Annotated in this window: 23 protein-coding genes; 11 read left to right on the forward strand and 12 right to left on the reverse strand. The window is 41.8% G+C overall.

Annotated features, from left to right (window positions below; genetic code table 11):
• The gene (locus QZZ23_RS00995) at window positions 1-726 is read right to left on the reverse strand and encodes an ABC transporter ATP-binding protein (protein WP_292466327.1); all 726 of its coding nucleotides are present in this window, start codon (window positions 724-726) and stop codon (window positions 1-3) included.
• Window positions 727-996: 270 nt separating this feature from the next.
• Between QZZ23_RS00995 and QZZ23_RS01000 the strand changes: the two genes are divergently transcribed.
• The 6 genes from QZZ23_RS01000 (at window position 997) to QZZ23_RS01025 (ending at window position 7,178) form a co-directional block, all read left to right on the forward strand.
• A complete protein-coding gene (locus QZZ23_RS01000) occupies window positions 997-1,617 on the forward strand; it encodes a YIP1 family protein (protein ID WP_292466328.1) in 621 nt (206 codons plus the stop codon).
• 17 nt (window positions 1,618-1,634) lie between these two features.
• Window positions 1,635-2,888 (forward strand): hypothetical protein, encoded by a 1,254-nt coding sequence (locus QZZ23_RS01005; RefSeq protein WP_292466329.1) that lies wholly within the window; start codon window positions 1,635-1,637, stop codon window positions 2,886-2,888.
• 11 nt (window positions 2,889-2,899) lie between these two features.
• Window positions 2,900-3,586: an ABC transporter ATP-binding protein gene (locus QZZ23_RS01010; protein ID WP_292466330.1), complete on the forward strand. Its 687-nt coding sequence runs from the start codon at window positions 2,900-2,902 to the stop codon at window positions 3,584-3,586.
• Window positions 3,583-4,770 (forward strand): ABC transporter permease, encoded by a 1,188-nt coding sequence (locus QZZ23_RS01015; RefSeq protein WP_292466331.1) that lies wholly within the window; start codon window positions 3,583-3,585, stop codon window positions 4,768-4,770. The genes QZZ23_RS01010 and QZZ23_RS01015 overlap by 4 nt, the downstream gene beginning before the upstream one ends.
• A 122-nt stretch (window positions 4,771-4,892) precedes the next feature.
• Window positions 4,893-6,002: a hypothetical protein gene (locus QZZ23_RS01020; RefSeq protein WP_292466332.1), complete on the forward strand. Its 1,110-nt coding sequence runs from the start codon at window positions 4,893-4,895 to the stop codon at window positions 6,000-6,002.
• Between the two features lie 18 nt (window positions 6,003-6,020).
• Window positions 6,021-7,178, forward strand: a complete 1,158-nt coding sequence (locus tag QZZ23_RS01025) for an ABC transporter permease (RefSeq protein WP_292466333.1) — start codon at window positions 6,021-6,023, stop codon at window positions 7,176-7,178.
• 13 nt (window positions 7,179-7,191) lie between these two features.
• Here QZZ23_RS01025 and QZZ23_RS01030 read toward each other — a convergent pair whose 3' ends face one another.
• The 3 genes from QZZ23_RS01030 to QZZ23_RS01040 form a co-directional block, all read right to left on the reverse strand.
• A complete protein-coding gene (locus tag QZZ23_RS01030) occupies window positions 7,192-7,620 on the reverse strand; it encodes an inorganic diphosphatase (protein ID WP_292466334.1) in 429 nt (142 codons plus the stop codon).
• Between the two features lie 202 nt (window positions 7,621-7,822).
• On the reverse strand, window positions 7,823-8,992 hold the full coding sequence (locus QZZ23_RS01035; protein WP_292466335.1) for an ABC transporter permease: 1,170 nt from the start codon (window positions 8,990-8,992) through the stop codon (window positions 7,823-7,825).
• 83 nt (window positions 8,993-9,075) lie between these two features.
• On the reverse strand, window positions 9,076-9,702 hold the full coding sequence (locus tag QZZ23_RS01040) for a LysE family translocator (protein ID WP_292466336.1): 627 nt from the start codon (window positions 9,700-9,702) through the stop codon (window positions 9,076-9,078).
• A 146-nt stretch (window positions 9,703-9,848) separates the two neighbouring features.
• On the opposite strand from QZZ23_RS01040, the gene larA reads away from it, so the two are divergent.
• Window positions 9,849-11,087 carry a nickel-dependent lactate racemase gene (gene larA, locus QZZ23_RS01045; protein ID WP_292466429.1) on the forward strand — a complete coding sequence of 413 codons (1,239 nt, stop codon included), beginning with the start codon at window positions 9,849-9,851 and terminating at the stop codon, window positions 11,085-11,087.
• A gap of 65 nt (window positions 11,088-11,152) precedes the next feature.
• On the opposite strand, the gene eno is transcribed toward larA, so the two are convergent.
• On the reverse strand, window positions 11,153-12,427 hold the full coding sequence (gene eno, locus QZZ23_RS01050) for a phosphopyruvate hydratase (RefSeq protein WP_292466337.1): 1,275 nt from the start codon (window positions 12,425-12,427) through the stop codon (window positions 11,153-11,155).
• Window positions 12,428-12,586: 159 nt separating this feature from the next.
• Here eno and QZZ23_RS01055 point away from each other — a divergent pair, with 159 nt between their 5' ends.
• Window positions 12,587-12,970 (forward strand): transcriptional regulator, encoded by a 384-nt coding sequence (locus QZZ23_RS01055; RefSeq protein WP_292466338.1) that lies wholly within the window; start codon window positions 12,587-12,589, stop codon window positions 12,968-12,970.
• A gap of 2 nt (window positions 12,971-12,972) precedes the next feature.
• On the opposite strand, the gene QZZ23_RS01060 is transcribed toward QZZ23_RS01055, so the two are convergent.
• The 5 genes from QZZ23_RS01060 to nadC all read right to left on the reverse strand — a co-directional run bounded on the left by QZZ23_RS01060 (window position 12,973) and on the right by nadC (window position 17,683).
• Window positions 12,973-13,419 (reverse strand): PPC domain-containing DNA-binding protein, encoded by a 447-nt coding sequence (locus tag QZZ23_RS01060; RefSeq protein WP_292466339.1) that lies wholly within the window; start codon window positions 13,417-13,419, stop codon window positions 12,973-12,975.
• Window positions 13,420-13,431: 12 nt separating this feature from the next.
• Window positions 13,432-14,079, reverse strand: coding sequence for an ABC transporter ATP-binding protein (locus tag QZZ23_RS01065; RefSeq protein ID WP_292466430.1), 648 nt, complete (start codon window positions 14,077-14,079; stop codon window positions 13,432-13,434).
• Window positions 14,080-14,263: 184 nt separating this feature from the next.
• Window positions 14,264-15,370 (reverse strand): cell division protein FtsZ, encoded by a 1,107-nt coding sequence (locus QZZ23_RS01070; RefSeq protein ID WP_292466340.1) that lies wholly within the window; start codon window positions 15,368-15,370, stop codon window positions 14,264-14,266.
• A 92-nt stretch (window positions 15,371-15,462) separates the two neighbouring features.
• Window positions 15,463-16,665, reverse strand: coding sequence for a BatD family protein (locus tag QZZ23_RS01075; protein WP_292466341.1), 1,203 nt, complete (start codon window positions 16,663-16,665; stop codon window positions 15,463-15,465).
• 193 nt (window positions 16,666-16,858) lie between these two features.
• A complete protein-coding gene (nadC, locus tag QZZ23_RS01080; protein WP_292466431.1) occupies window positions 16,859-17,683 on the reverse strand; it encodes a carboxylating nicotinate-nucleotide diphosphorylase in 825 nt (274 codons plus the stop codon).
• A 130-nt stretch (window positions 17,684-17,813) separates the two neighbouring features.
• Here nadC and QZZ23_RS01085 point away from each other — a divergent pair, with 130 nt between their 5' ends.
• The 3 genes from QZZ23_RS01085 (at window position 17,814) to QZZ23_RS01095 (ending at window position 20,499) form a co-directional block, all read left to right on the forward strand.
• The gene (locus QZZ23_RS01085; protein WP_292466342.1) at window positions 17,814-18,629 is read left to right on the forward strand and encodes an aspartate dehydrogenase; all 816 of its coding nucleotides are present in this window, start codon (window positions 17,814-17,816) and stop codon (window positions 18,627-18,629) included.
• 82 nt (window positions 18,630-18,711) lie between these two features.
• Window positions 18,712-19,629, forward strand: coding sequence for a quinolinate synthase NadA (gene nadA, locus QZZ23_RS01090; protein WP_292466343.1), 918 nt, complete (start codon window positions 18,712-18,714; stop codon window positions 19,627-19,629).
• A gap of 6 nt (window positions 19,630-19,635) precedes the next feature.
• The gene (locus tag QZZ23_RS01095; RefSeq protein WP_292466344.1) at window positions 19,636-20,499 is read left to right on the forward strand and encodes a geranylgeranylglycerol-phosphate geranylgeranyltransferase; all 864 of its coding nucleotides are present in this window, start codon (window positions 19,636-19,638) and stop codon (window positions 20,497-20,499) included.
• Between the two features lies 1 nt (window position 20,500).
• On the opposite strand, the gene QZZ23_RS01100 is transcribed toward QZZ23_RS01095, so the two are convergent.
• Together QZZ23_RS01100 and QZZ23_RS01105 are read right to left on the reverse strand one after the other, a co-directional pair.
• Entirely contained in the window at window positions 20,501-21,730 is a 1,230-nt protein-coding gene (locus tag QZZ23_RS01100; protein WP_366931287.1) for a methionine adenosyltransferase, read from the reverse strand.
• A 74-nt stretch (window positions 21,731-21,804) separates the two neighbouring features.
• Window positions 21,805-22,509 carry an RNA ligase partner protein gene (locus tag QZZ23_RS01105; RefSeq protein ID WP_292466345.1) on the reverse strand — a complete coding sequence of 235 codons (705 nt, stop codon included), beginning with the start codon at window positions 22,507-22,509 and terminating at the stop codon, window positions 21,805-21,807.
• Window positions 22,510-22,582 lie beyond the last annotated feature (73 nt).

A 22,582-nucleotide genomic window follows, 5' to 3' on the forward strand; every position in this document is an offset into this window, starting at 1 on the left:
TCAGTTTCCATCAAAATCATTAACAATTGTTCCGTCTTTAAGATGTACAACCCTGTCTGCATATTCTGCCAGCTCCGGATCGTGTGTGATCATAACTATTGTCCTGCCTTTTTTATGTAGATCTGAAAATATCCCCATTATTTCATTTCCTGTAACTGAATCCAGATTCCCTGTAGGTTCATCTGCCAGAATGAGAGAAGGATCATTAATCAGTGCCCTTGCAATTGCAATCCTCTGCTGCTGTCCTCCGGACATTTCAGATGGCTTATAGTTCATGCGATCCTCAAGCCCTACCATTTTTACAAGTTCCTTTGCTTTTTTCCTGGCATCTACACCTGCTTTTTTATTAGCATATGTTGGCAGTTCAACATTCTGAAGGGTTGTAAGTCTTGGAACAAGATTAAAATTCTGAAAAATAAAACCTATTTCCAGCCCGCGCAATTTTGCAAGTTCAGGATCAGAGAGTGTGTTCACATCTTTACCCATAACAAGTACCTGGCCACAATTCGGCCTGTCCAGGCAGCCTATCATATTCATCAATGTGCTTTTACCCGACCCTGAAGGACCCATGATAGCAACAAACTCACCCTGCCTTACCCTAATATCTACACTTTTGAGTATAGGCACGTCCATGTCCCCTACATGATAACTCTTACAAAGATTAACAAGTTCAATTACTGGAATATCATCCATTATGTCCGTAATGATTTGTTTATCCTCAACCATGGTAGCCTCCTCATAACGTGTTTACCGGTAAACCGACATATACAACTAATGAAAATACCATCTTTTTATCAGGAGTAATTCTGGCCTTAACTTATAAAAAGGTTCTTTGAGTGTTTGCGAATTTAGATAATTTCCAAGGATAGAGAATTACCCTCATTATTAAATTGAAAAACTATAAATATTTTTAAAGCTTGATGAATTTACCTCATAAACAGATTTTATTGTATACGCATTTGCACATAGACTGTCAATAAAATGGAAGTGGAATGAATGCTGGAAGTACTAACTAATCCGAATTCTTTTTTTAAAAGAAAAATTAAGGAAGATATAGAGTGGAAAACTCCGCTTATGATTATAGGTATATTAGCAGTTATCGCCGCAATAAGTGCTTATATAGTTACAATGACAATAATGGAGCTCCTACCGGCAGAAGCAGCTGCTTTTGCAGGAATCGGGACAGCTTTTGCCGTCGTTGGTGCTATCATTGGTACTTTATTAGCATGGTTTATATATACTGTTATTTTCTATCTGGTCTCGATCATTTTCCACGGAGAAGGAGATTTCAAAAGGGTCGCAGAATTTGTCAGCTATGGACTCATACCAAGCATCCCTGCATCTTTGATTAATTTGTACATGACCAGGAATGTATTTGCAAAAATTGATTTTACAGTTACAGATCAGAACCTTATCACAGAATCAATAATGTCTGATCCCACTATGAGGATTGCAACAATACTCGGACTCATATTCCTACTTTGGAGCGCAAACATATGGATTTTCGGACTTATGTACTCAAGGAACATCAGTCTCAAGAATGCAATAATGACTGTCGGAATTCCAATAGTAATATACATGCTTTATACATTAGCTAATCTAACAATGTTACTTTAATCATTAAAGAGGAAAACATGTTTAAGAAAATCATCCTGGCTATGATACTCCTGGCCATATTTTCATCTGCAGGGTCTGCAACAACAGAGATAAGACCAACTCTGACCCTTAATTACGAGATCGAACCGCAGGTATTCATGCCAGGTGACATGGGAACCATCACAGTTACCCTTGAGAACATGGCAACCGGCGAGATATATGTTGAAGAGGATGATGAAACACTGGACATGAATGCATACATCGCCAGTGCAAGCCTTGATGGTAACGATGATCTGCTAATACTCGACAAGAGCTACACAGATATCGGGCTTCTCGGTCCTGGGGACACACTAAAACTTACATTCAATGTCAAAGTTAAGGAAAATGCTTCTACCGGAGTACATTTTGTAGACCTTATAATCGTTGGTGGCAGCAACATGTATGACCTCAATTACCGCATACCTGTAAAAGTAGATGACAGGGATGTGAAGGTAATCGTTTCAAATCTTCCGGCAACCCTGATGAACGAAGTATCCACCATCAGTGTTGATGTAGTAAACAGAAGACCAAATGACATCACAAGTGTCATTGTGACAGCCCATGCCGATGGAATGACTTTCAGTCCTTCTGATTATTTTATAGGCAGTATTGCACAAGGAAACAAATCCGCCGCCACGTTTACCCTGAACACCATGTACTGCGAGGAAGAATACAGTGAAGTCTCTTTTTCAGCCACATATTTCAACGGCGACAATCTGCACAGTTCCGCTACAGCGTCTAGGGATGTTAGAATTATAAAACAGTCCCCTCTTGTATTCACAGGAATTGAAATCGAGAGTACTGGTAACAAGTATACTTTCTCAGGGGACCTGAACAACTTTGGGATTACAGATGCCAAGAATGTCATGGTTTCAATTGATGGCATGGAAGGTGTGGAACCTGTACAGCCTTATGCAAATTACTTTATCGGAACCCTGGAAGCGGATGACTTCAGCAGCTTTGAACTCAGCGCCCGGGTAACATCAAAGAATGTTACTGCAATACCGGTACTCATCGAATTCAGAGACCCTGATAACGCCTACACCACTATTTCCCAGGAAATATCTATGGAAGCAGGAAACACTTATTCCAGCAGTGATGATGAAGGAAACTCCATTGGACTCTGGATCGTTGCCGGATTAATTGCCATCGGTATTGTAGCAGTCATAGGCTATTCATGGAAAAAGCGCAGGGATGAAGAAAAAACAGAGGACGGCGAAGAAACTATTGATGAGGATAAACTCATTGAATAAATGGTGCTTACATGCCAAGTCCGCAATACCCAATAGTACAACTGCAAGATGTAAAACGCATATACACATTGGGAAACAATAAGATATATGCCCTTAACGGAGTCAGCATTTCAATTGAAAAAGGAGACTTTGTCACCATAATGGGCTCCTCTGGTTCGGGAAAGAGCACTCTTTTGAATATGATCGGATGTCTGGACCTGCCTACATCAGGAATAGTTAAGGTCAATAATACAGACCTATCAAAACTAGACGATGATGGCCTTACAGCTATTCGCAGGAATAATATCGGTTTTATTTTCCAGCAGTTCAACCTTATACCAACCCTTACGGCCATCGAAAATGTTGAGATTCCCATGATATTCAACGGGGCATCTCCCGATACAAGAAGAAAGAAAGCACTTGAGATGCTCAAAAAAGCAGACTTACCACTGGAATATGCAAGCCACAAGCCTAACGAAATGTCGGGAGGACAGCAGCAGAGGGTTGCAATTGCAAGGGCACTGGCAAACGAACCGCCCATACTGCTTGCAGATGAACCTACAGGAAACCTGGACACGAAAACAGGGCACAATATTATGGAATTACTGAAGGAACTCAATGCTGCCGGGACAACTGTTATTGTAGTTACGCACGATCCGTTATTGGAAGAGTATTCCCACACAACAATCAAAATACAGGATGGGGAGGTCATAGAATGAAAATCATAGACAGACTCCCTTCCATACTCAAAAACAACATGTATGCCGAACTGGCAAAAAGGAACCTTAAGAGGCAATCCGTCCGGACCATACTTGCAGCAATTGGCATCATCATAGGAGTAATTGCAATATCCTCAATGGGAATCCTGGGTAACAGCCTGAAACTCTCGGTCACTGATTCCTTTGCAGACATAGGAGACAAGCTCATTGTATCCCCTGCACCCGGAGAGGATTCCATCACAGATAAGCAGGTAGACCAGATAAGCAAAGTTGGGGGTATAGAAAGTATAATACCTGTATCATCCAGCGGGGAAGTGGTTGAGTACAGGAAAGACGGAGTGGATATACAGTCTTACGTTGCAGTTTATAATATTGAAAAAGATGAACTCGAGAATCTGGTGGAACTTGAAGAAGGACGCTATTTTAAACCCGGATCAACTGACTGTGTAGTTGGTTCAAGTATAGCCAGTAATCTGGAACTTACTCCCGGGCAAAAGATAGAGATCGACGGCAACAAACTGAGGGTTGTAGGCATTCTAAAGGAGAGAGGACTCGGCTTTGATATCAATACGGACAGCGGTGTTTTCACATCATCCGAAATGTACGATAAATTATACCCTGATGCAGATGAAGGATATGACCAGGTCATTGTAATTGTAGAAAACATAGATGAACTCGATGCTGTTTCTGAAGATATAGAGGAACGCATCAATAAGAAAGATGAGCTTGTTACAGTCTTTGCAACAAATGTGATCACAGAAAGCCTTGATGACGTATTCAGGTCTATTTCCATTTTCCTCATGGGCATTGGCTCAATATCACTTCTTGTTGCGGGTGTGAGCATACTCAATGTGATGCTCATGTCCACCATGGAACGTACAAAAGAGATTGGCATAATGAAAGCAGTGGGAGCTTCAAGAAAAGATATACTAAAGATGTTCCTGCTTGAAGCATTGTTCCTTGGAGTAATTGCCAGTACTGCCGGAGCCATATTGACCATTGGGGGCAGCTATCTTGTCATGTTACTGGTCGTCAAGAACACCTCGTACCTTTTCACTTTATCCAGCATGTTCTATATCACAGAAGGATTCTTCTTTGGGATTGCAACAAGCCTTGTTGGAGGCATGTATCCTGCATGGAAGGCTTCAAGGATGAAGCCACTGGATGCGCTGAGATATGAGTGATGCACAATTTCTGGTGCATCCATTATATATTTCGGTTTACTTTCACCCAAAACAATAATCGGATCCATAGATTGATATAAATAGTATCAAACCGAATTTTATTTAGACACAGGAGCCATGATATGAAAACCGCCTTTTTGTCCCTGACAATCTTTATGCTCATAATAAATCTTACAGGTCTTTCTTTTGCAGCAGATTTTGATGCAGGAACCTATGAATTAAGTATTGTGGATATATATTCGGACCTTGAAACATGCGATGTGACACTGCACAGTTCAGAGCAGGTAAGCGGACTTGAAATTGAGATGTCACTGGAACATTCAGGCACAGTACTGGACAGGAAGACTTTCACCATAGACAGCATAGCACCCGGCTCCGACGTAACTAAAGCCTTTGAATGGGACACTAGCGACAAAGGAGATGGAAAGTACACAGTCAAAAGCACTATTTCCGCAAGTGACCGTATAATCTACAGTAGCACATACAGTTTTGTCAATGGAAGGCAGACAATACCAAGAATCACAGTTGATGACCTTGTTCCGAATTCACAGGGATTCAGTGTCATGATCACACCACTGGAAGCAGTGCTTGTTGATGTTGAATACATGCTTATGGATGGATCTGATGTAATCTATTCCGGAACAGAGAAGAAGATATCTATATCCACGCTGCCAACTGAAGTCAGCAAAGACTGGAATGTACTGCTTGAAAATAATAAGGAATACAGCAGCAGAACTAAAGTCAAGCTCTATTCTCCCACCATAAACTACATTGCACTTACAGAGGAGTTCACAGCGATGGATGATGTTTTCATCAGTGACACCTATGAAGATGAAATTGGAGCCAGTGCTACCATCGATGGCATATCACAGGTACCGTTTTCAGGATCAGTTCGATTTACAGTTTCAGAGACAGATGAAAACGGAGGAAATCTCATCGAATCTGTTACCAAGAAATCTCCGGTACTCCTTAACGGCGATGATGAAACAGTAGAAACAATATGGGAAGAGCGCCTTACCACTGGAGTCTATATGCTTGTAATTGAGGTTATTGGTAATGACGGTGACATTCTTGATGTTGAAGAAAGGGTAATCGAATCAGATTACAAACCGCCAGCCGAGCAGACAAATACAACAAGCACGCAGGACACACAGCAATCCCCCGGATTTTTATTTTTAAGCACATTCCTTATCATTGGAGCAACTGCCTTAATGACCTCCAGACAGAGATAACTCTGAAAGGTGTGACCGATGCGATACGAATTGTTCATTGCACTTCGCCATATAAAGGCAAGAAAACGGCAGACGATTCTTTCAGTTGCAGCCATCGGAATAGCAGTCATGATACTTATGGTATCACAGTCTTTTATGGCAGGGTTCACACAGGAACTTTACAGCAAGACTGTTGATAACCTACCCCATGTTGTTGTTTCACCACAAGATGGTGACAACTATATTTACCTTTACAAGAACATTGTCGACAAGATTAATGATATCGATGGAGTGGTAGCATCATCACCTTACCTTATTGGAGAGGCTTCATTCAAATTCAAGGAAAATACTAAAAATGCTGCTATTAAAGGTATAGTACCGCCACAGGAAGATGCGGTTGCCCATACAAGCAAGGACATTATCGCAGGTGACTTCAATGGCCTTACTTATTCTGACAAAAGCATCATTATAGGTGACAAATTGGCAGAGGATATGGAGCTTGATCTAGGCGACAGCGTTGAAGTTTCATTTCCTAATGCAAACCCGGTTTCTCTAAAAATTGTGGCCATCTACGATACAGGGACTGTACTTGATGAAAGCCTGACCTACACCTCACTGGATACGGCACAGGAATTCTATGATACTGAAGATCTCATAAATGGCATTTCTCTGCGCCTTGATGATTTCAACCGGGACAGGGAAATAGCACAGATTATTGAGAATAATGGTTACAATGCCGATGGCTGGACGGTGAACAACCCGGAGATATTGAGAACCATTGCCATTGAGACAGTATCGAACAATGTGACACTGGGATTCATTCTCCTCATAGCATCCTTTGGAGTTGTAAGCACACTGAACATGGTAGTCATGGGTAAAGTGAAAGAAATAGGTATGTTAATGGCAATGGGTGCCACAAAGTCCAATATCAGATTCATTTTCCTTGTTGAAAGCGCAATACTCGGTCTTTCAGGAGCTGTTCTGGGAACTGCATCAGGAGTTGCTCTTGCATTGTCAATTGGTGGCTACCCTCTTCCCGATGGCGTATATGGTCTAGACTTTATACCAGTGGTTGTAAGAGTTAAAGACGTGCTGACAATAATTACAATTGTCTTTTTACTGAATCTCATTGCTGGCATCTATCCTGCACAGAGGGCAGCCAGTCTTGACCCGGTGGAAGCTATTTCCGCAAAATAAACAGAAAAAGATTTTACTTTTTATTTTGCTTTTCAGGTTTTCCATTATACCAGAATATACCCTGAAACCTGCAATATGTCATTTTTCTTTTCAGAATTAAATAGTACACTATCTTGAACGTAGCATAGAGGTGGAAATAAAAATAGAAGATTTGTTTTGAAAAGAAGCCGCCCAAATAGACAATCTCTTTGTTGTCCTCAAGTGAATCATCAATGAATTTGACAACACCATCTGTTTCAGATACTTCAAGAACAGTGCCTTGAGACATCCGGGAGCCTATGACCATCACATCTTTTTCCATGCCATCATCGGCAAGGCTTCCATCGATAAAACCATAGTTGAATATCGTGGGTATGGGAGACAGAAATTCCCGGATAAAATCGGAGCCTTTTTTATTGTACTTAAAAAAACTGTATTTAGGTGTCTCAATCACGACCTTCATAGAAAGTAATTGGTTCGCTTCATAAAAAAACATAGGTGCGAACGGGCAAAGGGGTTGAATGCACAGGTATGGTGACATAAAGTATATTGGAGAGGTACTAAGTAATATACCCGTTCGCAAATATACTAACTACATACAATGATATAAATATTTCGCCTATATACGAACTAAATCTCGCTTTAAAGTGAAAATGAACTAACAACTACTCACTTTCAATCGCTTCAACAGGATCAAGAGCAGCAGCTTTTCTTGCAGGGTAAACACCTGCAACTATATTAATGAGGAATGAGAAGATAATTGCATAGATATAATTCATAAAATCAGCCTTTAGTGGAAGCGTAGTCAGGCCGAAGTACATCTCACTGGGAAGATCAATCTCATATGAAGAAAGTCCAGCTGAGGCAAAGTATCCAAGTACACATCCAAGCAGCACACCCATGGTACCGAGAATGAGAGATTCCAGCAGGAATATCATTGTTATGTTCTGCTTTGAGGCACCCATTGCCATTAACATGCCTATTTCCCTTTTCTTGTCCATTACAACCGTGAAAAGAGTGTTTGCAATGCCAAAGCCTGCTATCATATAGATGAGTCCGTAATATAGCCACACGATAAGGGTCTGAGTATTGAGAAGGTCAAGTATCTCCTTGTTTGCCTCGATCCAGCTTAAAGCATCTAGTCCTGTATCCTGTTCGATGGAATTTGCAATCACATCCGCCTGGAAAGGATCACTCACCCTTACATTTATCCTGCTTGCAACACCATTCTCTTCAAAGAAATCAAGGGCAGAATCAAAACGAACGTAAGCAATGTTTTCATCATCCGAGGTTCCTGTGTCAAATATACCGATTACCTTGAAGGAAGATGAACCAAAACCCGGCATTACAATATCAACATTATCCCCCATGACAACTTCAAGATCTTCTGCAAGTTTATCACCAATGACAATTCCACTGTTACTTCTGCTAAGGGCTAACAGGTCACCTGAAACCATGTCATCGGAGATGCGCAGAACCGCATCCTGAGCATTTGGATGGATACCATTCAGATTGATGCCTTCGGCATTGTCTCTGTGACTTATGGCTGCCTGTCCCACAAACACGGGAGAGACAGCTTCAACACCCTCTATTGAGGCTATCTGCTCAGAATAATAATTGTAGAAATGAACATAATCCTCTTTCTGATCGGATGAACTCACAACGATATGCGGGGAATTCTCTACCGTGGTTGAAACTAGCTCTTCAGTGAATCCCGTCATCATTGACATCAGAACAACGATTACGGCTATTGCCAGAGCTACCGCAAATACTGCAAAGAAAGTCAGACGCTTACGTGCACTTATATGCCTCAGGGCTATTCTCAGTTCATACATGGACTGGCTACCTATATAGAAGAGATTTGACTGTTATAATATAACTATTCTGTGAATATACAAAAGAATAACCCGGTTATGGCTCACTGATGTGATAGAGCAAGCTCGATACCAATGACAGAGTAAATGCCAGCCTTTGTCCAATTGATCTTCTTACCCATACCGGGCTTTTCCATGATCCTAGTCCCTATCATACCGGCAAAGAACGACACAACGAAAAAGACCACTATTGCCTGTATAAAGAACACGGCGCCCAGAAAGACCATTTGCACAGGGATGCTGCCGGAGTCAGCAGTGATGAACTGTGGAAGGAAGGCCAGGAAGAACAGGGAGACCTTTGGATTCAGGATATTCATGAAGATACCTCTTCTGTAAAGCAATGTAAGGTTCCTTTCTTTGACAGAGCCCGGAGATACGAGACTCCCTTCTTCACGAATTGCATTGTATGCGAGATAGAGTAGATAGATAGCTCCTGCATATTTCAGGAGAGAGAAAGCCACTGTTGAACTGTACAATATCGCAGACACACCTAATGCTGCCGCAGTTGTGTGGACCAGCAGGCCGGTACACAAGCCAGATGCAATTGCCATGCCTGCCTTCTTCCCCTGCGATATGCTCTGGGTAAGCACAAAGAGGATATCCGGTCCCAGGAGAAGTGTCAGGGCCACTGAGGCTGCAATGAAGTACAGGAGTTGCGTGGGTTCTATCAATGACTCACCTTTTTAGAATAACTGGTCGGACAACAAATATCTGATAATCACTTATACGAGAACAGAATTCTATAAATAAAGCTTCCTATTTATGAACTACCCAGTTACTATCATACTATCCCGGAGGAATTTCTATCAAAATACCAATCCCTTATGGAAAAGAATTCGTTGACCTTGATGTGAAGATACCACATGAGGTCATTGCGCCCAACCATGTGGAGGTCGGGGACGAATCTCAAATTATCGCCGAATCATTGAAACGCCCTGTTGGAATGGAATCACTAGATTATTTCATACAGAACAGCAATAAGATACTGATACTTGTGAACGATGCCACCAGACCTACACCAACAGCAAGAGTGCTTGTGGAGATGGTCAATATCCTGAGAGAACATAAAGACGTAAGGTTCCTCGTTGCCACCGGTGCACACAGGGGACCCACCGAAGATGAGTTCAGGTACATATTCGGAGAGATATACGATGAGTTCAAAGACAGGATATTCGTCCACGATGCACGCAAAGATGAGGACATGGAATATCTTGGAGTATCAAGCAACGGAACAGAGATGTACCTCAACAAGATGGTGAACGAGTACAGGAATATCATTGTCATCGGAAGTGTGGAACCTCACTATTTTGCAGGTTATACCGGTGGAAGAAAGGCGTTCCTTCCCGGTGTCGCGTCATATAAGACGATCGAGATGAACCACAAACATGCACTATCCGATGCTGCACAGCCCCTTGCTATTAGAGGTAATCCTGTTGCAGAAGACATGGAAGATGCAATGAAAGTGTTAAAGAACCTCAACGTGTTCTCGATACAGACCGTCCTCACAGCAGACCACGGTCTCTACGCAATGGTATCAGGTGACCTTTTCAAGTCCTTCGATATTGCAATTGAGAGAGCGAACGAGGTGTTCTGCTCAAAATGCAGCCGCAAGGGCAATATCGTGCTCACCGCTGCACCGTATCCAATGGATATCGACCTTTACCAGTCCCAGAAAGCACTTGAGAACGGTAAGCTGGCACTCGAAAATAATGGAATTATCATCCTTGTATCAAAATGCAGGGACGGTGTAGGAGATGATACGTTCCTGAACCTGCTATGTTCTGCGAACACATGCGAAGATGTGATGTGCAAGATCGATGAGGGGTACAAGCTCGGCTATCACAAGGCAGCCAAGATGGCACAGATAGGTGTCTATGCAGAGATGTGGGCCATATCAGAACTTGACCATGACACCATCAGGACTGCAAAATTAACGCCATGCCAGGACATACAGGAAACCTTTGACAGGGCAGTTGAAAAGATTAAGGAACAGGGCAAGGAACCATATGCAGTCATACTGCCACAGGGTAGCCTGACCGTTCCACTACTTGAGTAAAGAAAAATATCTGTTTTTATCGAATAAAGAAAAAAGGATTGAGCAAGTTTGAACTGAATTTCAGTTCAAATTTGCATGTAACGTGCTGCTTCTCCCAGGTCCTCTTCAATTCTGAGAAGCTGGTTGTATTTACCAGTACGTTCACTTCTTGCTGGTGCTCCGGTCTTGATAAGGTCTGCACCGATTGCAACAGAGATGTCTGCAATGGTTGTGTCCTCGGTCTCAGCGGAACGGTGGCTTACCACAACACTGTATCCATTGCGGTTTGCCATATTAGCTGCATCAAATGCTTCTGACAGGGAACCGATCTGGTTCACTTTCAGGAGAAGCGAATTTGCCGCACCCATTTCCACACCTTTCACAAGACGGTCGACATTTGTAACAAAAAGGTCGTCACCGACAATGAAAGTATCCCACGCATCATTGGTCAGGGTCACGAAGTCTTCAAATGCTTCCTCGTGGAATGGATCTTCAATAAGAATGATAGGATAGGTTTCTATAAGCTCAAGGTAGTAATCGATAAGTTCAGCTGGTTTTAACAGTTTTCCGTCGATGGAATAATTGTTGCCATCATAGAACTCTGATGCTGCTGCATCAAGACCAATACTTATCTCGGTTTCTGTGTAACCTGCTTCCTCAATTGCACTTACCAGAGCATCAAGGGCATCATTGGTCATCTCTATGGATGGTGCATAACCACCCTCATAACCTACGTTTGTTGCTGAACCGCCATATTTTGCTTCAAGTATTGTACCAAGTGCATGATAGGTCTCAGCACCCATACGGACTGCCTCGGTATAAGAACTGGCACCTTTTGGCTGTATCATGAACTCCTGTATGGAAAGATCATTACCAGCATGTTTCCCACCATTAAGAACGTTCATTGTTGGAACAGGAAGAGTGTATGCATTGATACCGCCAAGATAGCGGTATAATGGAATGTTCAGAGAGTCTGCGGCAGCCCTTGCAACTGCCATGGAAACACCAAGTATCGCATTTGCACCAAGCTCCATCTTGTTCTCAGTACCGTCCAGAGCAAGCATCACACCATCGATCTCACGCTGTTTCCTGACATCTGCACCCAGAAGCTCAGCTGATATTGCTGTGTTCACATTGTCCACTGCATCAAGAACACCTTTTCCTCTGTATCGGTCTTCTTTGTCGCGCAACTCAATTGCTTCATGACTTCCTGTTGAAGCACCGGAAGGAACGCTTGCTCTGCCAAATCCACATGAAGTATAGACATCTACCTCAACTGTAGGATTTCCTCTTGAGTCCAGAATCTCACGTGCGTGAATCTTTCTTATCTTATAATTAGTGTCATCATCAATATACGGCATCCTATTCCACCTTTGCTTACTTAACACCTACTTTGCAATTACCGTATATATTGTTACCGTTTGCTTCCAAGTATTCATCAGGAGAAAATATACAATAAAATAGTAAATTTAATTATAATAACACAAATTATATAAACTTAAAAGTATTATAGTAATTAGATGAAAAAAGGAGATATTGATTTTTTAGGCGAAAAAGGATATGAAATTATCGAACTTTTACAGGGACTGGATGTACCCAGAACCGAAGCCATATCCATTGCCTGCCTAGTTTGTGGGGGGGAGTTGACCTCCCAAAACATAGAACAGGCATCAGGCTTAAGACAACCGGAAGTAAGCATTGCTATGCGTCCTTTAAGGGAAAGAGGATGGATAGAGGAAAGAAGCGAAAAGAAGAATACTGAAAAAGGCAGACCTGTAAAATACTACAAGCTCATTGTCCCATTTGAAGTAATCGTCAAAGCTTTTGAATCAAAAGCCCTTAAAAAGAATATGGAAATGGTTGAAGCTCTTGAGCAGCTCAAAGAACTTAGCAACAACCAGTAAAATTAACTCCTATCTAAAAAGGTAACAGGGGCGAAACCTCTGTTTGGATCAAATATCCTGCTTGCAGATATACCTGCTATTTCCATAATGAATATTTCTACAACCATGAAAACGTCGCTTTCCCCACGCAGACAGCCTGTTTTGACACTATCACCTCTTCCTGCAGCGGAATGAAGGTGTATCTTCGGTTTTCCTTCTTCCCAGAAGATATTACCAATGCCTATGAGCTCATGCGCATCATTGAACTTTGCCCACTGTGGATCAGGAGGTACATCATTAGTCTTCGGACCTACAACAAGGTTTGCTTCTTTCACAGCCCCAAGCATCATAAACATTGCAGACTTTATGTTCTCTGAAACTGCCAGTCCTTCCAGTTCTGAAAGAATATCGTCACCATGATCCAGACGAACTGTAAATACCCTTCCAATGTTTCCTGTTGAATATTCCATAAACTCACCTTTTTATTGATCATCACCGGAATCTCCGAAGATTCGACCATCGACTATTCTTATTATGCGGTCGGTCTTTCCAGCCATTTCCTCATCATGAGTAACAAGAATAAAGGTCTGTCCCCTGTCACGATTGAGTTTTCGCAGCAGGTCATATATCATATCACTTGCTTTAGTATCGAGATTGCCGGTAGGCTCATCGCCTATTACTATGCCAGGATTGTTAGCAAGAGCTCTGGCAATAGCAACTCTCTGGGCCTGGCCACCTGAAAGCTGATTAGGACGATGTTCCATACGATCCCCAAGCCCAACTTCTTCAAGTAGGGAAAATGCCTGTTTTTTTGCTTCTTTTTTAGCCATACCACCTATCAAAAGAGGCATCATTACATTCTCAAGGGCATTGAAATCAGGCATAAGGTGATGATACTGGAAAATAAAACCCAATACTTCATTGCGCACTTTAGACCTCTCTTTATCCGACATCTCAGTCACCACCTTGCCATCTATGGTGATGCTGCCAGAAGTTGGAGTATCAAGAATACCAATCATATGCAAAAGAGTGCTTTTTCCTGAGCCGGACGGACCGATTATAGAAAGGAATTCTCCTTTTTTGATATCAAGGTCTACATTGTCAAGGGCAAGCACCTCAACTCCATTCATGTAAATCTTGGTAAGTCCCCGCACCTGTATGATATTGGACCCGTTGTCATCAGCCAAAATATAACCTCTGGTTCTTTTATTTAGGTTTAGACTATTTCAATCTATTTGAAATTTTATGAAGAAATGAAAAAGAGGATAGCCTTCAAGAGACTAAATTTAAAAAAAATTAACGGAAAAACGGACTTCAATAAGAAGGATCCATTCCGTCTATCTGAGAAAATGCGCGATCGACTTCTTTTACGTTAGCTACACGCTCTTTTTTGTCACGTTCATATTTAATGGCGTCTACAGCTATTGCATAGAGATTCTCGAGTTCGGATGCAGTTTCGAGTGTAAGAACTGCCAGTACCTGAGGAAGTTCACCATCCCGGACAATGATACCTTTGAATACATGGCCTACAGCACTTGATAACTTTTCCACTTCTGTGGATATTTCATCTATACTAAGACGCTCTCTGTCACCCCTGATAATGACCATTGCCCTGCTGGCTTCCTCATAGACATCAGTTGAGAACAACAAACCTGATGGTGAAAGAGCTTTCTGAATAACGCTCCTCACTGGCATTTCTTCTGTAGCCTCATAGAAACCTATAGTTGCAAGTCCTGCACCACCACTCATGACAGTCTTGAAGTCACCAAGATCAGTAACCATCATCATTTCACTGTCAAGTGCATCAAGAAGGAAAAGAATGCGTTTGGCTATCATATCATTGATACCATTGTAGGCAGACTCCATGTTGCCACCCATTTGTTTTAAGAACTGGTTGTCAGCAAGTATGATCCCGTCGGCCCCGCTTTCACGAATATCCCTTAGACAGAAAGCAGCATTCTGAAGATATAATGTACCTTCTTCCCTGAATGGAAGCACCACTACTACATAAACCGGATAATCATGTTTTGCCTTGAGTTCCTTTACAAGCATTGGAGTAAATGAAGAACCAGTTCCGCCAGATGCGGATGTTATGACGAAACAAACATCAAAATTACCTCTTTCTTCTATCTGCCTCATAATATGAGTCTTGTTGTCATCAAAAACGTGTTTGCCGACATTTCTATTGGCTCCAACGCCATGCAGATGAGGAATGTGTATCCTGTCTTTAGCTTTTGTGAAGCTCATCTCCTTGAGATCGTTCACCGCAGTATTGATAGCAATTGTTTGCACATTGCTTTTGTATTTTTGTTGGGACAAGTACTTGGCAAAGCGACTCTTTTTACCAAAAGCCTCCCTGTTGATCGCGTCCAGTATACGGTTTCCGCATTGTCCGTTCCCAACGATGAGTATGTTGAGCAACTAATTCCTCCGAGTTATGATATAAAGTATAATATAATAAAGTATTGTATAAAGAATCTTGTAATTAATATACTTTAAGGCTAAATATAATATCAGAACTTATATTGTTTGTGCCTGTAGTATATCCAACCTGCTATTGCACCGATTATAAGCAAAGGTATTGCATACACATATATTGGCTGCTCCAAAAGAGAGTCATATTTACCTTTGGTGACATAGATACTGTTAGTTACGAAATCTGAGCTAACCTCTTGCAGCTGAGTATTGACACCATCACTGTAAAGATAACTATTTTCAGTAGATAGAGTATAGGTACCTACCTCTGCAGCTTTTAAAGTGAAAGAGTACTCTTTTTCCTGCTGAACACCAAATGATTCCAGATATATTTTTGGGACACCAGATATCGATTCAATGCCCGAACTACCTTTAAAATCCAACCCTTCAGGAACCTGGATATCGACAGTTACACCTGTTGCCGGAGCATCTCCTGTATTTTTAATTTTGATTGTACCCTGAATATTCTCATTTCTGGATACAGTATATTTGTCAAGGGTTGTTGTAAATTCAATATTGGCATTGACAAGATTTTCACCAGCCCCTACAGTAACAACCGGAGAATTGGACGAGGCCTGTGGGAAATTCAAGCCTGCACTATTTGAGAAGGTTGCCGTTGTAGGTGAAAGAGTATAGGTACCGGCTTCGGTAGCTTTTAACTGGTACACAGCTATTGTTTTTGACTCACCGATCTCAAGTGATGTCTGTCCAGTCGGACTTACAAACGACTCATACAGTAAAAACTTAGCCTGCTGGGGTTCCTGGAAGATAACACCTGTTGCCTTGTCATCCCCAACATTTTCAGCAGTAACAGTCACACGTATAAGGTCGCCTACACTAACATCTGATATATCGACAGCCTTTGTAATCTTGAGTTCAGGAGTACCTGAATAAACAGCATATTTATGACCACCATCGATGACACCACTTTCATAGACATCTCCAAGAGGATAATTATTAAGTACTAATGATATCCTAACCACGGGAAGAGTTCCGCTACTTACTGATACAAGGTAAACCTCTATTGTGGAATCATCTTCGAAATCAAGTTCATAAGAATCACCTTCATTTATAAGAAAATCAGCCACTTCATTCCCATTGTTGTATACATAGAAAGAAGCAGATTCTGCACTCGGAAAAGCATCTGTAACATCAATAACAAAGTTGTTTATCTGGTAACCATCACCAGTAGTGACAGTGCCGTTATACAACTCTACAGCCGCAGAGGCATTTCCCGCCATTATGAGGCAGAAAAAAACAATACACAAAGAAATAACGAATGATCGGGTGGTACGAACCATATTTTCCTCGGAGAATAAAGTATGATTTTGTTTTTCAGTAAAATACGCTGTTTTTGATATAAATCTTATGATTATAATAGTTTTTAAAATTATGTGTTGAAACGGTTTTTCTGCCACATTCTATATAAGATTACTATTCAATTATTTCGAGACTTACGTCAATCCACTGTGACTGGTGGATAAGGGAGCCCATGGATATAACGTCTACACCTGTTTTTGCGTAGTCTTCCAGATTGTCAACATTAATACCACCGGATACTTCTATAATTACGTGTTCAGGAATGGATGATCTCATTAACATATCAACAGTATCAGTGACCTCCATTGGACCCATATTGTCAAGCATTATGATATCAGCACCGGCACTTGCAGCAATTATCGCATCATTGGCGGATTCAACCTCTATCTCTATTTTCTGGGTAAATCCTGCCATTCTCTTTGCAGATAAAATAGAATCTTCAATACCCATCATTTTCACGTGATTGTCCTTTATCATTATAGTATCGGAAAGATTGAACCTGTGGGGATCACCACCCCCGGCTATTACTGCCATCTTCTCATACTTGCGAAGTCCGGGGGTTGTTTTTCTTGTACATGCTATCCTTACATCAGAATGCTGGCGGGCTATATCCACACAGCGTCTTGTGTTCGTTGCGATTCCGCAGAGATGACCAAGGAAGTTCAGTACAAGTCGTTCTGCCCGGAGAATTGAGAGAGAACTACCACTTATGGAAAATATGATGCCACCTTTTGAGAGCCTGTCACCATTGCTATGCTCAGTACTATAGTTAATTCCTAAATAATCAAAAAATGATGTTGTCACCTCAATTCCTGCAATAGTACAATTTTCTTTTGTGAAGATAATAGCTTCGACATGCCTTTGAGGAACCAGTTTGCAGGAGATATCATTGTAACCAATATCCTCTTCAAGAAAACGTTCTATTTCGTGTGTAAACATCATATCTATCTACAAGCTATACGGTGAAGGGATTTATATGCTTTCAGCATATAAGCAAAACCTACTTAACTAATCAACATAAGCAGTAATCAACAAATCTACTAACCAGCTCAATTTTCAGGGATTAATGATGCTCAAGATAGGACTTATAGGCTGTGGAACAATCGGAACCAGCATATGTCAGGCAATAGATGATGGTACCATTGAAGCAGAGCTTTTTGCCATTTACGACAGGAATATGGATGACGTGAATAAGCTTATTTCCATCCTAAAGAATTCCAACCCTCGGTTTATGGAAACTGCTGCAATGATAAAAGAGATAGATCTCCTTGTTGAATGTGCTTCACAGGAAGCAGTCTATGAGATCATACCAGCAGCTCTTCATGCACGTTGTGATGTCATGATAATGAGTGTGGGTGCCTTTGCTGATGACAAACTATACAAAGCCATAAAAGAACTCGCAAAGGATAACAACTGCAAGGTATACCTGCCTTCAGGCGCTATTGTAGGACTTGACGGACTAAAATCAGCATCCATTAAAGACATATACTCAGTCACACTCACCACTCAAAAACCACCGAGAGGACTTGCAGGAGCACCTTATATAATAAGGAATAAGATTGAGCTGGACAAGATCAACGAGAAAACTGTTATTTTTGAAGGACCCGCAAGCGAAGCGGTTAAAGCATTCCCGGCAAACGTGAATGTCGCTGCTACCTTGAGCATTGCAGGGATTGGTTTTGAGAAGACAAAGGTAAAGATAGTGGCTAATCCGGCACTTACACGCAATATACACGAGATTACTGTTGAAGGCGCATTCGGAGAGTTTACCACACGAGTGGAGAACGTACCATCCCCCACTAATCCAAAGAGCAGTTATCTTGCATCCCTTTCTGCTATTGCAACACTGAAAAAGATATCGGATCCATTCCAAACAGGTACATGAGCATATGTAACCCAATCATTTCAGGTTCTCTTTTTAACAGGAAATATTGGGTAAAATATTGATTCTAAAAGGTTATGATCTCATGCAGAATATTCAAAATATCATTGAAAGGATACAGGAGTTGAAAATAGAACGCAATGCTGTAATCCTTGCACATAACTACGAAAGAGGAGAGATACAGGACATTGCAGACTTTACAGGGGACTCATTAGGTCTTAGTAAACAGGCAATGGAGCAGGAAGCTGAAGTCATAGTGTTTTGCGGAGTGAATTTTATGGCTGAGAGCGCAGCTATCCTTAGTCCGGAAAAAACGGTCCTTTTGCCGGAAAGATATGCATGCTGCCCAATGGCATCTATGGTTACTGCAGATGCGTTGCGTGAGGAAAAAATGAAATATCCTGATGCTGCTGTGGTCTGTTATGTTAACTCGACAGCTGATGTAAAAGCAGAAAGTGATATTTGCTGCACGTCTGCAAATGCTGTTGAAGTTGTAAACTCTCTTGAAGAGAACGAAATATTATTTGTCCCGGATAAGAATCTTGCAGACTACGTTTCCAGATACACTACTAAAAAGATAATTCCCTGGGAAGGGTACTGCCCTACACACAATCAGATACTGACCACCGATGTGCTTAGAGCTAAGAAAGATCACCCTGATGCAGAAGTACTGGCTCACCCGGAATGTCGAAGGGATGTTATTGATCTTGCAGACAGAGTTTTTAGCACCACTGGAATGGTCGAACATGTTAAGACCGCAGGAAATGAGTTCATCATTGCCACTGAAAGAGGCATTCTTCACAAACTGAGGAAAGACAACCCTGAAAAGAGATTCTACGATGTGTCCGAGTACACAGTCTGCCCGGAAATGAAAGCAATTAACCTTAAGTCATTATTGCTTTCACTTGAGAACATGCAATATGTGATCACTGTTCCTGAAGAGGTAAGAGTCAAAGCCAGAGTCGCACTTGACAGGATGCTGGATATCAAAAGAAGCAGGTAAAAGCTTATGCAGACATATCTGAAACTAATGCGTTCAGGCAATTGCCTCATGGCATCTATAGCTGCTGTGGTTGGGGTTTTTATAGCATACAATATCGTTTTGGCTAATGCCTCCCTTTATAGTTCATATTTAATTGTATTCCCGGCACTCGATGCAGCAAAAGTATTCCTGGTGGTTTTTCTGGTAACCGGAGCAGGCAATGCAATTAATGACTATTTTGATCTCGAAATTGACAGAATAAACAAGCCTGAAAGACCCATATCTTCAGGAAAGATAAGTCTTAGAACAGCATTATATTTCTCACTTGCACTTTTTTCAGTGGGCACGCTCCTTGCAGCATCCATAAACCTGATATGCGGCGTTATTGCCTTTGTTAACTCACTGCTCCTCATATATTACGCAAGTAGCCTGAAACGAACGGCACTGCTTGGAAACATCTCAGTGGGATACCTCACCGGTTCAACTTTCCTTTTTGGAGGCGCAGTGTTCTTTGAAAATGATGGAATCAATGGGGTATTTGTCCTCTTCCTGCTGGCAACCCTGGCAACCGTCGCCCGTGAGATAGTCAAAGATATAGAAGACATTGAAGGTGACAGGGAAGACGGAGCACGCACACTACCAATAATCGTTGGAGCCAAAAAGGCAGCTTATGTGGCATCACTCATAGGCCTTGTTGCTGTGCTGGCAAGCCCGCTGCCTTACCTGCAATCACTAATGAGCATACGCTATCTGATCATAGTTGCTGTAGCAGACATAATCTTTGCAGTAGCAGTCTATGAGATACTGGGGAAGAATAATCCGGCGAAATCATCAAAAATGTTCAAGATGGCAATGGCCTTTGCACTTATATCCTTCATAGCAGGAGCCTGAATCAGCATATCGGGATCATGCCCCTGGCAAGCTGCATGCAGAAGTCCTGTATGTGTTCCAGTTCAAAATCAATAACCTCTTCCACTTCTTTTGTCACGGAGTCAACGGAACCTTTTGTCATAATTATCTGGGCCTCTGCCACCTTGGGCTTATCAATAGCAACACCAATGTCACTCAAAAGCCAGATATACGCCTCTTTTACGTCAGGAACCTTTTCCACTATTCTTCCTGCAATATGATGAGACAGGACATTGTATATCTTGCCAACATGACTCACCGGGTTCTTTCCTGCTGCTGCTTCACTGCTAACCGGGCGATTAAGCGGTATGATACCATTTACACGATTGCCTCTGCCTACCTGTCCGCAATCGGCATCTTCGGCTGAGGTTCCCGTTACACTGGTATAGATACCTTCCATGCCACGTCCCGGAATGTCAAGATTGTTGAAAGAGACAGATGCATTCATCTGAACACCTTTTTCTTCCATGTAATCAACAAGAAATGCATTCATGACTCCAAAAAGGTCTTTCTTCATGTTGAAATAATGTTGTTCGGAATCTACAAAAGAATCAATCAGCGGCATGGCAACAGTAACATCAAAGTTATTTTTCCGCCTTATACCCATAATCTTGACATCCTCACCCGATTCAGGATATTCATCCTTGAATCTTGAGGAGTTCAGATGTTTTTCCATATCCAATACTACCTTTTCAGTGAATGACAGAGGAGCGTAGCCCACGGCGGCTGATGTGTCGTTGGAACCAAGTATACCTTTCTGCCTCCGGAAAATGTCTGTCAGTTCGGCAGAGCCAGGCTTAAGTTCAACCTGATATTCTACAAAATCCGGTTTTACAAAACGTAGTTTCTCATCAAACCACCTTTTTGCAGTATCCACTGCTATGTTGGCAACATCTATCTCCGTATCCTCGGCCTTAAAAGTTGCACGGTCACCAATGACAAGAAGCATTGGATCAACCATGACGCCTCCTCCGAAGATACCTGCGGTTTCCCCGGCAACCAGCAGGCATTTATCGATATTGTGATGCAGTATAGCATCGAACTTTTCAAGGTATTCAGTACACAGGTTAACAGATATCTGGTCCATGATTGCATCACAGATGCTGTCAGGATGTCCCAGTCCTTTTCTTTCCACAATTTCCAGATGTTGTTCAGGGGCACTTGCCGACCTGAATTTCTCTACTGTTATATTTCTCAGTTCTATTCCTCCCAAAATATGTTACCCACTACTGGAAGCCAAATTAACAATTTAACGATACATAAATAAGATCTGTATGGGATTAATAACTATTCTTTTTCAGGTGCTGCCATACCAGCAGATTCTGAATGTTTAAGGTATTCCTGCAAAATCATAGGGAATGTGTTTGCAGGCACAAACCTTACACCCAGCTCCTCAGCCCACTTCTGTATCCCAAAATCACTTGCAACTACCGCTGCATCCAGTTCTTTTGCAAGTATGAGCACGTCTATATCTGGGGCACTATCAAGAATACCATACCGAAGGGCAGAGCGATATTTGTTCCTGAATTTACCGATGTGCCCACCAATAACCCTTTTCTCTATATCAAAACTAATATCTTTCTTAGTTTCTGCTTTGGTGTCAAGAAGCAGACATTCGGTGGATGCATCCCAGATAGTTTCCTCGGCAATGACCATGCCCTTATTGATGCGTTCCCTCATATGCGAAACATATTCATGGAAAACTTTTGAGGGTATCTGCACATTATACCTATCAGGAGCCTTCTTCACAAGCCATGTGTCTATCTTTGCAATGACATCACTGTCACATCCATTGTTCTGTGCAAACTCGTGCAGCTCTTTATAAACCGATGGAAAAGGCACGTAACAACTTATACCAAGGTTTAGCCTGGAACTGGCTATGAGGTCCAGTATCTCCTTCATTCCCCCACATATACCATCTTCCCCAAGCTTTTCTCTTGTCTGCAGATCGGTCAATGCAGTTGTATCCAGAACAAAACGTTGCCTTAGCATGTGATTACCTTCGTGTTGAAACATGTAATATTAACTGCTCTCATAATATAGATGGGCGGAGTAGGGTTAAAGT

This window comes from Methanolobus sp. (genome assembly GCF_016278385.1).
Lineage (GTDB): Archaea > Halobacteriota > Methanosarcinia > Methanosarcinales > Methanosarcinaceae > Methanolobus.

Coding starts and splice junctions, on each gene's coding strand:
- QZZ23_RS00995 (WP_292466327.1), bottom strand. CDS start 726: ATGGTTGAGGATAAACAAATCATTACGGACATAATGGATGATATTCCA.
- QZZ23_RS01000 (WP_292466328.1), top strand. CDS start 997: ATGCTGGAAGTACTAACTAATCCGAATTCTTTTTTTAAAAGAAAAATT.
- QZZ23_RS01005 (WP_292466329.1), top strand. CDS start 1,635: ATGTTTAAGAAAATCATCCTGGCTATGATACTCCTGGCCATATTTTCA.
- QZZ23_RS01010 (WP_292466330.1), top strand. CDS start 2,900: ATGCCAAGTCCGCAATACCCAATAGTACAACTGCAAGATGTAAAACGC.
- QZZ23_RS01015 (WP_292466331.1), top strand. CDS start 3,583: ATGAAAATCATAGACAGACTCCCTTCCATACTCAAAAACAACATGTAT.
- QZZ23_RS01020 (WP_292466332.1), top strand. CDS start 4,893: ATGAAAACCGCCTTTTTGTCCCTGACAATCTTTATGCTCATAATAAAT.
- QZZ23_RS01025 (WP_292466333.1), top strand. CDS start 6,021: ATGCGATACGAATTGTTCATTGCACTTCGCCATATAAAGGCAAGAAAA.
- QZZ23_RS01030 (WP_292466334.1), bottom strand. CDS start 7,620: ATGAAGGTCGTGATTGAGACACCTAAATACAGTTTTTTTAAGTACAAT.
- QZZ23_RS01035 (WP_292466335.1), bottom strand. CDS start 8,992: ATGTATGAACTGAGAATAGCCCTGAGGCATATAAGTGCACGTAAGCGT.
- eno (WP_292466337.1), bottom strand. CDS start 12,427: ATGCCGTATATTGATGATGACACTAATTATAAGATAAGAAAGATTCAC.
- QZZ23_RS01055 (WP_292466338.1), top strand. CDS start 12,587: ATGAAAAAAGGAGATATTGATTTTTTAGGCGAAAAAGGATATGAAATT.
- QZZ23_RS01060 (WP_292466339.1), bottom strand. CDS start 13,419: ATGGAATATTCAACAGGAAACATTGGAAGGGTATTTACAGTTCGTCTG.
- QZZ23_RS01065 (WP_292466430.1), bottom strand. CDS start 14,079: ATGAATGGAGTTGAGGTGCTTGCCCTTGACAATGTAGACCTTGATATC.
- QZZ23_RS01075 (WP_292466341.1), bottom strand. CDS start 16,665: ATGGCGGGAAATGCCTCTGCGGCTGTAGAGTTGTATAACGGCACTGTC.
- nadC (WP_292466431.1), bottom strand. CDS start 17,683: ATGTTTACACACGAAATAGAACGTTTTCTTGAAGAGGATATTGGTTAC.
- QZZ23_RS01085 (WP_292466342.1), top strand. CDS start 17,814: ATGCTCAAGATAGGACTTATAGGCTGTGGAACAATCGGAACCAGCATA.
- nadA (WP_292466343.1), top strand. CDS start 18,712: ATGCAGAATATTCAAAATATCATTGAAAGGATACAGGAGTTGAAAATA.
- QZZ23_RS01095 (WP_292466344.1), top strand. CDS start 19,636: ATGCAGACATATCTGAAACTAATGCGTTCAGGCAATTGCCTCATGGCA.
- QZZ23_RS01105 (WP_292466345.1), bottom strand. CDS start 22,509: ATGCTAAGGCAACGTTTTGTTCTGGATACAACTGCATTGACCGATCTG.